Here is an 8,583-nt window from a genome sequence, read left to right as displayed (position 1 = left end):
CCGGCATCGCGATCAACGCGCTGGTCGGCGCGGCGATCGGGCTGCTCACGTTCGTCGCCGACGATGCGCAGCTGCGCTCGCTGACGTTCTGGAGCCTCGGCAGCCTCGGCGGCGCGCAATGGTCCGCGCTGGCGGCCGTCGCGCCGTGCGTCGCAATCGGCTGCGTGCTGCTCGCGCGCGAACGTGATGCGCTGAATGCGCTGCAGCTGGGCGAAACCGAAGCGCTGCATCTCGGCGTGCCCGTGCAGCGGCTGAAACGGCGCGTGCTCGTCGCGGTCGCGCTCGCGGTCGGCGCACTCGTGTCGTGCGCGGGCATCATCGGCTTCATCGGGCTCGTCGCGCCGCATTGCGTGCGCCTCGCGTGCGGCCCCGACCAGCGCGTCGTGCTGCCCGGCGCCGCGCTGCTCGGCGCATTGCTGACGCTCGCCGCCGATCTTGCCGCGCGCACGATTGCCGCGCCCGCCGAAATTCCGCTCGGCGTGCTCACCGCGCTGCTCGGCGCGCCGTTCTTCCTCGTGCTGCTGTGGAAGAACCGCAGTGCGCTCGGCGGGTAATCCTTTCTTCACGACGACCATGCTGACTGCCCACCACCTCGACGTCGCCCGCCGACACAACGTCATTCTGCGCGACCTGTCGCTGTCGATCGAACCCGGCCGCGTGACCGCGCTGCTCGGCCGCAACGGCGCCGGCAAGAGCACGCTGCTGAAAACTTTCGCCGGCGAACTGACCGGCAGTGTCGCGCCGAACGGCGTGCGCGTGACCGGCGACATCACGCTGAACGGCGAACCGCTTGCGCGCATCGACACGCAGCGGCTCGCGTGCCTACGCGCGGTGCTGCCGCAGGCCGCGCAGCCGGCGTTTCCGTTCAGCGTCGACGAGATCGTGCTGCTCGGCCGCTATCCGCATGCGCGGCGCGGTGGTGCGACGTCGCACCGCGATCGCGACATCGCGTGGCAGGCGCTCGAACGCGCGGGCGCCGATGCGCTCGTCGGTCGCGACGTGACGACCTTGTCCGGAGGCGAACTTGCCCGCGTGCAGTTCGCGCGCGTACTCGCGCAGCTGTGGCCAGACGATGATGCGCCGGAACGGGGCCCGCGCTACCTGCTGCTCGACGAGCCGACCGCCGCGCTCGACCTCGCGCATCAGCACCGACTGCTCGACACCGTGCGCGCCGTTGCGCGCGAATGGCAACTCGGTGTGCTCGCGATCGTGCACGACCCGAACCTCGCCGCGCGGCACGCGGATACGATCGCAATGCTCGCCGACGGGATGATCGTCGCGCATGGCAAGCCGCGCGACGTGATCACACCCGCCCATATCGCGCAGTGCTATGGATTCGCGGTGAAGATGGTGGAAACCGGAGACGGGTCGCCGCCCGTCATGGTGCCGGCGTAAAGCCGCTGCGTGCCGTGCGATGCTGGCCGCCCTGTCGCTCAATGCCCGACGTCCGCCGCGCCGAACGTCCGCATCTTCCATCCGAGCCGCACGGCAAGCATCCGCATCGTGAAGCCCGTCGCCAGCGCGACCACCGTCGCGAACCCGGCGTCGATGCCGAGATACTGCATCCCGACATACAACGTCCCCGTGAAGAACGCGACGCTCGCATACAGCTCCTCGCGCAAAATCAGTGGCATCTCGTTGCATAGCAGGTCGCGCAGCATCCCGCCGCACACGCCGGTGATCGCACCGGCCAGCACGACGATGATCGGCGCTGTGCCCGTCGATGCGCCGATGTCGCAGCCGATGATCGTGAACGCCGCAAGGCCGATCGCATCGACGGTGACGAACAGCGCCTTCATGCGCGCGACGTGCCGCGCGGCCCACGACGCGACGGTCGCCGCGGCGAGCGTGATCACGAGGTACTCGGGATGCGCGATCCAGCCGAGCGGATAGTGGCCGAGCAGCACGTCGCGCACGGTGCCGCCGCCGAGCGCGGTCACTGCGCCGACGAGCGCGAGCCCGAAGCGGTCCATCCCGCGCCGCATTCCCATCAGCGCGCCCGACATCGCTTCCGCGACGATCGCAATCAGATAAAGCGTATGCATCGCGCGCCTCAGTCCTCAGTACGGAACAGGTCGAGCACGCGTTCGCGCTCGGCCGCATCGACGGCCGCGGGCATCGGCTCGTCGCGCTTGCCGTGCGCGTCCGGCGCATCGGACGCCGACGCGCCGCCGCACGCGAAGCGGCTGCGGATGTACGGCGGCACGTCAGCGGTGCAGGTGCCGCGCGTGTATTCGGCGTACACGAAATCGCCGTCGACGAGCGCGAGGTCCTGCGGCGGCGTTGCCTCGGCCGGCGTACGTCCGGCAACCGCCGTCTTCATGTAGTCGAGCCAGACCGGCAGCGCGAGCGTCGCGCCGGTCGCGCGCCCTATCGGCCGCGGGGTGTCGTAGCCGAGCCACGCGACCGCGACGATGCCCGACGAATAGCCCGCGAACCATACGTCCTTCGAGCCGTTCGACGTGCCGGTCTTGCCGGCCGCGTCGTCGCGGCGCAGCGCGAGCGCGCCGCGCGCGGTGCCGGCCCGCACGACGTCGCGCAGCATGCTGTTCATCACGAACGCGTTGCGTGCCGACACGACGCGCGTGCCGTCCGGCGCCGGCGCGTCGTACAGCGCGCCGCCATGACGCTGCTTCACCGACAGGATCAGCCGCGGCACCATCCGCATCCCGCCGTTCGCGAACACGCCGTACGCACTCGCGAGTTCGAGCGGCGTCACGGCGCCCGCGCCGAGCGCGAGCGGCAGCGACGCCGGATTGCGCTGCGCGTCGAAACCGAAGCCCACCGCGTGCTGCTGCACGTAGCGTGCGTCGGCGGCCTGCATCAGGTTGACCGCGACGAGGTTCTTCGAGCGCACGAGCCCGCGCCGCACCGGGATGAAACCTTCGTAGCGATTGCCGAAATTGCGCGGACGCCACGGCCGCGCGCCGGTTTCCGCATGCGTGAGCGTGCGCTGCGTATCGTCGACCAGCACGCCGGGGAAATAGCCCTTCTCCAGCGCTGCCGAATAGACGAACGGCTTGAAGCTCGACCCCGGTTGGCGATACGCCTGCAATGCGTGGTCGAACACGCTGCCGTTGAAATCCGCGCCGCCGACGAGCGCCAGCATGTCGCCGGTGGCCGCATCGAGCGACACGAGCGCACCTTCGAGCCCGTTGCGCGCATCGCGCTTCGCGCGTGGCTGCCGGCTCAGCGTGCGGTCGAGCGCAGCTTCGGCCGCGCGCTGGTCGCGCATCGAAATCGTCGTCGTCACGTCGAGGCCGAGCGTGTAAGCATCGTCGCGAAAGCGCTCGACCATCATCCGGCGCGCGCGCTCCGCGACGTACGGCGCCGCGATGATGCCGGGCGGCGGCGTGGTCGCGAGCGTGATCGGCGCGGCGAGCGCCGCGCGGTAGGTCGCATCGTCGAGTTCGCCGAGCGCATGCATGCGGCCGAGCACGTAGTTGCGCCGCGCGGTCGCGCGCGCCGGATTGACAACCGGATTGAACGCGGACGGCGCCTTCGGCAGCCCGGCGAGCACGGCCGCCTCGCCCGCGCTCAGCGCGTCGAGCGGTTTGCCGAAATAGACGTTCGCGGCCGCCGCGAAACCGTACGCGCGCTCGCCGAGATAGATCTGGTTCATGTACAGCTCGAGCAGCTTGTCCTTGCCGTATTCGCGCTCGAGCTTGATCGCCATCAGGATCTCGGCGAGCTTGCGGCTCAGCACCTTGTCGCGCGTCAGGTAGAAGTTGCGCGCGACCTGCATCGTGATCGTGCTGCCGCCCTGTCCCGGCTGCCCCGTCACGAGGTTCGCGAACGTCGCGCGCGCGAGGCCGCCGACATCAATCGCGCCGTGCTGATAGAACTTCGCGTCTTCGGCCGCGAGCAGTGCGTGGCGCATCAGCGGCGGAATGCGTTCGAGCGGCACGAACTCGCGGCGCTCGACGCCGTACTCGGCCAGCAGCTCGCCGTCACGCGAGAAAATCCGCAGCGGCAGTGCGGGACGGTAGGCAGCCAGACGTTCGACGGACGGCAATTGCGTCCAGATGCGGTCGATCGTCCATGCGCCGATGCCCGCGCACGCGAGCGTCAGGCCGAGCAGCGCGCCCGCGAGGATGCGCCATGTACGGCGGCGCGGCGATGCGGGAGGCGGCGCCGGTGGCGGCGGAGGGGTGGCGGTGTGGTCGGTCATGCGGGCTCCTTCTTCGATGCGGCGACCGCGGGCGCTCGAGCGGCGCCCGTCGGTCACGGAAGGCGCGCATTGTCGAAGGGATGCCGGAATACCGGAACATTCTTTAGCCAAAGTTTGGCTGGCTAAATTTTCTTTAGGAAAGGATGCGCATGGCCGGCGGGGGCGCCGGTCGAACCCCGCTGCGGATGAGCCGGTTCGCCTGTACCATCGTCCGCATGTTCGACACGTACCTGCGCCTGTGGGACCTCGTTCCCGACGGCGGCCCGATCCTGACCGCGAGCGGCGGCGTGCTGCCCGTCATCTGGCGCGCGCGGCCCGCGATGCTGAAAGTCGCCACTTGCGACGAAGAGCGCCGCGGCAATGCGCTGATGACCTGGTGGAACGGGGACGGCGCCGCACGCGTGTGGCTGCACGACAGCGACGCGGTGCTGCTCGAGCGCGCGCAGCCGGCGCCGACGCTCGCCGGCCTGTCCGCCGCGGGCCACGACGACGATGCGATCCGGATCGCGTGCGCTGCCGTCGCGCGGCTGCATGCGCATCGCGCACCGGCGCCGCCCGCGGTCGTGCCGCTGCACGACTGGTTCTACGCGCTGCTGTCGCACGACACGGACGACGACGTGCTGCGCCGTTCGGCCGCGGCGGCGCATCGGCTGCTGGCCGTGCAATCCGCCGACGAAGTCGTGCTGCACGGCGACATCCATCACGGCAACGTGCTGCACTTCGGCGATCGCGGCTGGCTTGCGATCGACCCGAAGGGTTTGCGCGGCGACCGCGCGTTCGACTACGCGAACCTGTTCTGCAATCCCACGCACGACATCGCGGTCGATCCGGCGCGCTTCGCGCGTCGCGTCATGCTCGTCACCGAAGTGGCGGGGATCGACCGGCGCCGGCTGCTGCAATGGATCCTCGCATGGGCCGGCTTGTCGGCAGTCTGGATGATGGAAGATGCGCTGCCGCCGGATACGCGGCTGCAGGTCGCGAGGCTGGCGGCGGCCGTGCTCGACCGATAGCGATACGCATCGGCCATGAGAACGGGTTCTTCGGGAATTTCGGGCGAATGCGGTGAAGATTGGCGGCGCTCGGCCATTAGAAATCGTTCGGTCACTTTGAAACCTACAGTTCGAATGGCGGTTCTCATCCCGAGACACGACATAGCAACGAGGCATTGTCGGCCAATCCGATAAAATCGACATGCGCCGGAGACGAGCCTAGGCTTTAGGCAATTATGTAGAGTAATTCGAGGAAAAATTGCAATGAAAAAGGGACCGGTAGATAAATCGGAGGGATCGGTTGCCAACCCGAAGATGATGTGGCCGATGCACGCCGCGAACTTGGCCCAGCAACTTAAAGTGATCGACGCCCTTAAGTTCGAACCCTCGGTGATATCTTCCTTCAAGGCAGTGCATGCGCTGAAAGCCGACATTGGTTTCGCACACCAGATCAAAGCGCTCCAGCCTTCCTTCGACAACGGGGTGGGACGGCAGATCAAGGCGCTTCAGGCTTCCTTCGACAACGGAGTGGGACAGCAGATCAAGGCGCTTCAGGCTTCCTTCGATACCGGGGTGGGACAGCAGATCAAGGCGCTTCAGGCTTCCTTCGATACCGGGGTGGGACAGCAGATCAAGGCGCTTCAGGCTTCCTTCGATACCGGGTGGCAACGGCAGATCGGCGCGCTTAGATTGGAGCCTTCGTTCGTCGCTTCGGTGAAGGCGTTCGAATCTGCTTATGCCAACCTGCACGTGACCAAGCAGCTGCAAGATTTGGAGACTGACAAGTTCACCGACTTACTGAGGACATGGAGGGTCGCCAATCCCATCGTGGAACTCGGTGAAGTGGTTGAAGCGATGAGCTCAAATGGGCTCGTCGAATCGGCGACCCGTCTGATTGCGACGAATCCGCCGGCCCCCGTATCGATGACAGTTGGGGACATCGCTGATGTGCAAGCAATCGTTGACAGGGCCATCGACCGGGCCGCACAGCAGGCAGAAGCCAGGATGGCTCCGTTCGTGAAGACGATTGTTGACGAAATCGAGTCGATGAAGGACTCACGCCTTAAGGCCTTTGTGGTGCTCTTTATCGTTCCGGTTCTAATCGGCGCGATCTACATGATCCTGAATCCCGTCGCCGATTTCTACGTGAAACGGGCGCTTGAGGAACACTACCGCCCTACCTCGCCGCGCGAGGTCAAACAGAACGTCCGAAAAAAAACCTTGATCTATGCCGCAGATCGGGAACAACTTCAGTCGTTCCGGTTCGTTTCGAAAGGGGCGCTGGAAGTACACACTCACCCATCGAGCAAGTCTCCGGCTGTTGGGAATCTCGCGCTCGGGCAAGTGGTTATGCTGCTCGATAGGCAGAAAGCGTGGTCTTCCGTCGTGTGGACTGTCGATGACGAGTCACCCGTAGTCCACGGCTGGGTGTACTCGCGCTATGTGAGCAAGATCGCCTAGAGTTATACGCAAGGCGCGTCGCCGATATCAGCAACCACTGCATCGCGCTCCTCGCTCTCAGGTTTTCCCCTTTTGAGCGCACTCAACCCGACGCGGGGCCTGACGGTCGGGAAATCATGCCAAATAGAGTCTGAAGTTTCCGAAACAGCTGTTCGTGCGCCTCGACAACTTTGGTAGATACGGTGGGCAATTGTATCTCCAGGAACAGCCATTGTCTGAAAGGCTGTCCAGGCTCGACAAGCAACCTCCCCGTAAATCAACGAACACCTGAAATAGAAAGCCCGCCGGCTTCCACCGGCGGGCTTTCCTATCCGACGTTGCGCGACGTTCAGCGCGCCGGATTCAACGTCAGGTTCATGTGACGGTTCACATCCTTGTACAGCAGATATCGGAAACGCCCAGGGCCACCCGAATAACACGCCTGCGGGCAGAACGCGCGCAGCCACATGAAGTCGCCCGCTTCCACCTCGACCCAGTCCTGGTTCAGGCGATAGACGGCCTTGCCTTCGAGCACGTACAGGCCGTGCTCCATCACGTGCGTCTCGGCGAACGGAATCACGCCGCCCGGCTCGAACGTCACGATGTTCACGTGCATGTCGTGACGCATGTCGCTCATGTCGACGAAGCGCGTCGTCACCCATGCGCCGTTGGTGCCCGGCATCGGGATCGGCTCGACGTCCTGCTCGTTGGTCACGAACGCTTCGGGCAGCGCGATGCCGTCGACGGCCTGGTAGTGCTTGCGCACCCAGTGGAAACGCACGGCGGCATCGCTGACGTTGTGCAGCGTCCAGTCGGCGCCCGGCGGAATGAACGCGTAGCCGCCCGGCTTCAGCGTGTGCTTAGTGCCCTGCAACGTCAGCTCCGCCTCGCCTTCGACGACGAACAGCACGGCTTCGGCGTTCTTGTCCTGCTCCGGCTTGTCGCTGCCACCACCCGGGTTCACTTCGACGATGTACTGCGAGAAGGTTTCGGCGAAACCCGACAGCGGACGCGCGATCACCCACAGGCGCGTGTTCGTCCAGAACGGCAGCCAGCTCGTGACGATGTCGCGCATCACTCCCTTCGGAATGACCGCGTACGCCTCGGTGAACATCGCGCGATCGGTCAGCAGATCGGTCTGCGGCGGGTGGCCGCCATGCGGCGCGTAATACGTTGTCTTAGACATAAAGCATCCAGGCAATGGGTTGGTCCGGCCCCGGGTCGCAACGGCCAAGCGCGGCACGCGCGTGGGGCACGCATGCGGCGGCGGGACATCGTTGCCGGGGTGGCTTGAAAGCGCGGGCGCCTTCGTTCGGTCGGCCAGGCTTCGCGACGGGTCCGCCCGGTTCAGCGGGCGGGGCGACCCATGCTTGTGGGTCCGGCGGCCGGGCCGCGGACACTCGGGGTCATGCGGCGGGGCACGGGGGACGGCACGGTTCGATTCCGTACGCGGGCAGCATTGACGATAGCGAAGTCGATTTCGATCGACCAATTAAATGTTGCGATGACATCCATTCGATTTCGCACTACCCGCCAGCGCCCCCAAGGGTCGGTGCACGCGTGTCGCGCACGTTCGGTGCATCAGGGAAATCCTGACGGCGGGCGGCAACGCGTCGATCGGCCGGTTGCATGTCAATGCAATTGGCGATGTCGTCTATCAGCGGGAAAGGTACAGCGGGAGGGAATGTGCCAACCCGTCGAGCGGGGCCGGGCATGAACTGCGGAGGGGATGAAGCGCCGGTCTTGCCGGCGACGGCGGCCCGGCTGAGGCCGCCGGGCCGGCTGTCGGATCGAGTGCCGACGTGTCGGGCGTGCCGGTGCGCAAGCCGCGCACCGTGCCGCGCCCGCGGCGATCAGTCCCAGTCGCGGTGATGGCGATGCTTGCGGTGACGATAGCCGCGATCGCCGTGATCGCGCTCGTACGAGCTGCGCGACATGTTGCCGCCCAGCGCCGCGCCCGCGCCACCGCCGACGGCCGCGCCA

At 66.5% G+C, this 8,583-nt stretch carries 7 protein-coding genes; 4 read left to right on the top strand and 3 right to left on the bottom strand.

The window, feature by feature from the left end:
* The coding region (locus F3J14_RS31770; protein ID WP_166726294.1) for an iron ABC transporter permease at window positions 1–554 on the top strand (554 nt) is incomplete at its 5' end.
* 19 nt (window positions 555–573) lie between these two features.
* Entirely contained in the window at window positions 574–1,395 is an 822-nt protein-coding gene (locus F3J14_RS31765; RefSeq protein ID WP_166726293.1) for a heme ABC transporter ATP-binding protein, read from the top strand.
* A 38-nt stretch (window positions 1,396–1,433) separates the two neighbouring features.
* Here the strand turns inward: F3J14_RS31765 and F3J14_RS31760 are convergent, their stop codons facing one another.
* The gene (locus F3J14_RS31760; RefSeq protein ID WP_166726292.1) at window positions 1,434–2,045 is read right to left on the bottom strand and encodes a trimeric intracellular cation channel family protein; all 612 of its coding nucleotides are present in this window, start codon (window positions 2,043–2,045) and stop codon (window positions 1,434–1,436) included.
* A gap of 8 nt (window positions 2,046–2,053) precedes the next feature.
* On the bottom strand, window positions 2,054–4,171 hold the full coding sequence (locus F3J14_RS31755; RefSeq protein WP_166726291.1) for a PBP1A family penicillin-binding protein: 2,118 nt from the start codon (window positions 4,169–4,171) through the stop codon (window positions 2,054–2,056).
* A gap of 215 nt (window positions 4,172–4,386) precedes the next feature.
* Between F3J14_RS31755 and F3J14_RS31750 the strand changes: the two genes are divergently transcribed.
* Both F3J14_RS31750 and F3J14_RS31745 read left to right on the top strand, forming a co-directional pair.
* On the top strand, window positions 4,387–5,181 hold the full coding sequence (locus F3J14_RS31750) for an aminoglycoside phosphotransferase family protein (RefSeq protein ID WP_166726290.1): 795 nt from the start codon (window positions 4,387–4,389) through the stop codon (window positions 5,179–5,181).
* 243 nt (window positions 5,182–5,424) lie between these two features.
* Window positions 5,425–6,621, top strand: coding sequence for an SH3 domain-containing protein (locus F3J14_RS31745; RefSeq protein ID WP_166726289.1), 1,197 nt, complete (start codon window positions 5,425–5,427; stop codon window positions 6,619–6,621).
* A 328-nt stretch (window positions 6,622–6,949) separates the two neighbouring features.
* Here the strand turns inward: F3J14_RS31745 and F3J14_RS31740 are convergent, their stop codons facing one another.
* Window positions 6,950–7,786, bottom strand: a complete 837-nt coding sequence (locus tag F3J14_RS31740) for a bifunctional allantoicase/(S)-ureidoglycine aminohydrolase (protein ID WP_126226180.1) — start codon at window positions 7,784–7,786, stop codon at window positions 6,950–6,952.
* Window positions 7,787–8,583 lie beyond the last annotated feature (797 nt).

The sequence above is a fragment of the Burkholderia sp. Tr-862 genome (genome assembly GCF_011753085.1).
Taxonomy (GTDB): Bacteria; Pseudomonadota; Gammaproteobacteria; order Burkholderiales; family Burkholderiaceae; genus Burkholderia; species Burkholderia ambifaria.
The sequence above is the reverse complement of the archived record's forward strand: the minus strand, read 5'-3'. Positions and strand labels throughout refer to the sequence as shown.

What these genes read in the sequence shown, in the direction of transcription:
- F3J14_RS31765 (WP_166726293.1), top strand. Translation starts at nt 574, where the DNA reads ATGCTGACTGCCCACCACCTCGACGTCGCCCGCCGACACAACGTCATT.
- F3J14_RS31760 (WP_166726292.1), bottom strand. Translation starts at nt 2,045, where the DNA reads ATGCATACGCTTTATCTGATTGCGATCGTCGCGGAAGCGATGTCGGGC.
- F3J14_RS31755 (WP_166726291.1), bottom strand. Translation starts at nt 4,171, where the DNA reads ATGACCGACCACACCGCCACCCCTCCGCCGCCACCGGCGCCGCCTCCC.
- F3J14_RS31750 (WP_166726290.1), top strand. Translation starts at nt 4,387, where the DNA reads ATGTTCGACACGTACCTGCGCCTGTGGGACCTCGTTCCCGACGGCGGC.
- F3J14_RS31745 (WP_166726289.1), top strand. Translation starts at nt 5,425, where the DNA reads ATGAAAAAGGGACCGGTAGATAAATCGGAGGGATCGGTTGCCAACCCG.
- F3J14_RS31740 (WP_126226180.1), bottom strand. Translation starts at nt 7,786, where the DNA reads ATGTCTAAGACAACGTATTACGCGCCGCATGGCGGCCACCCGCCGCAG.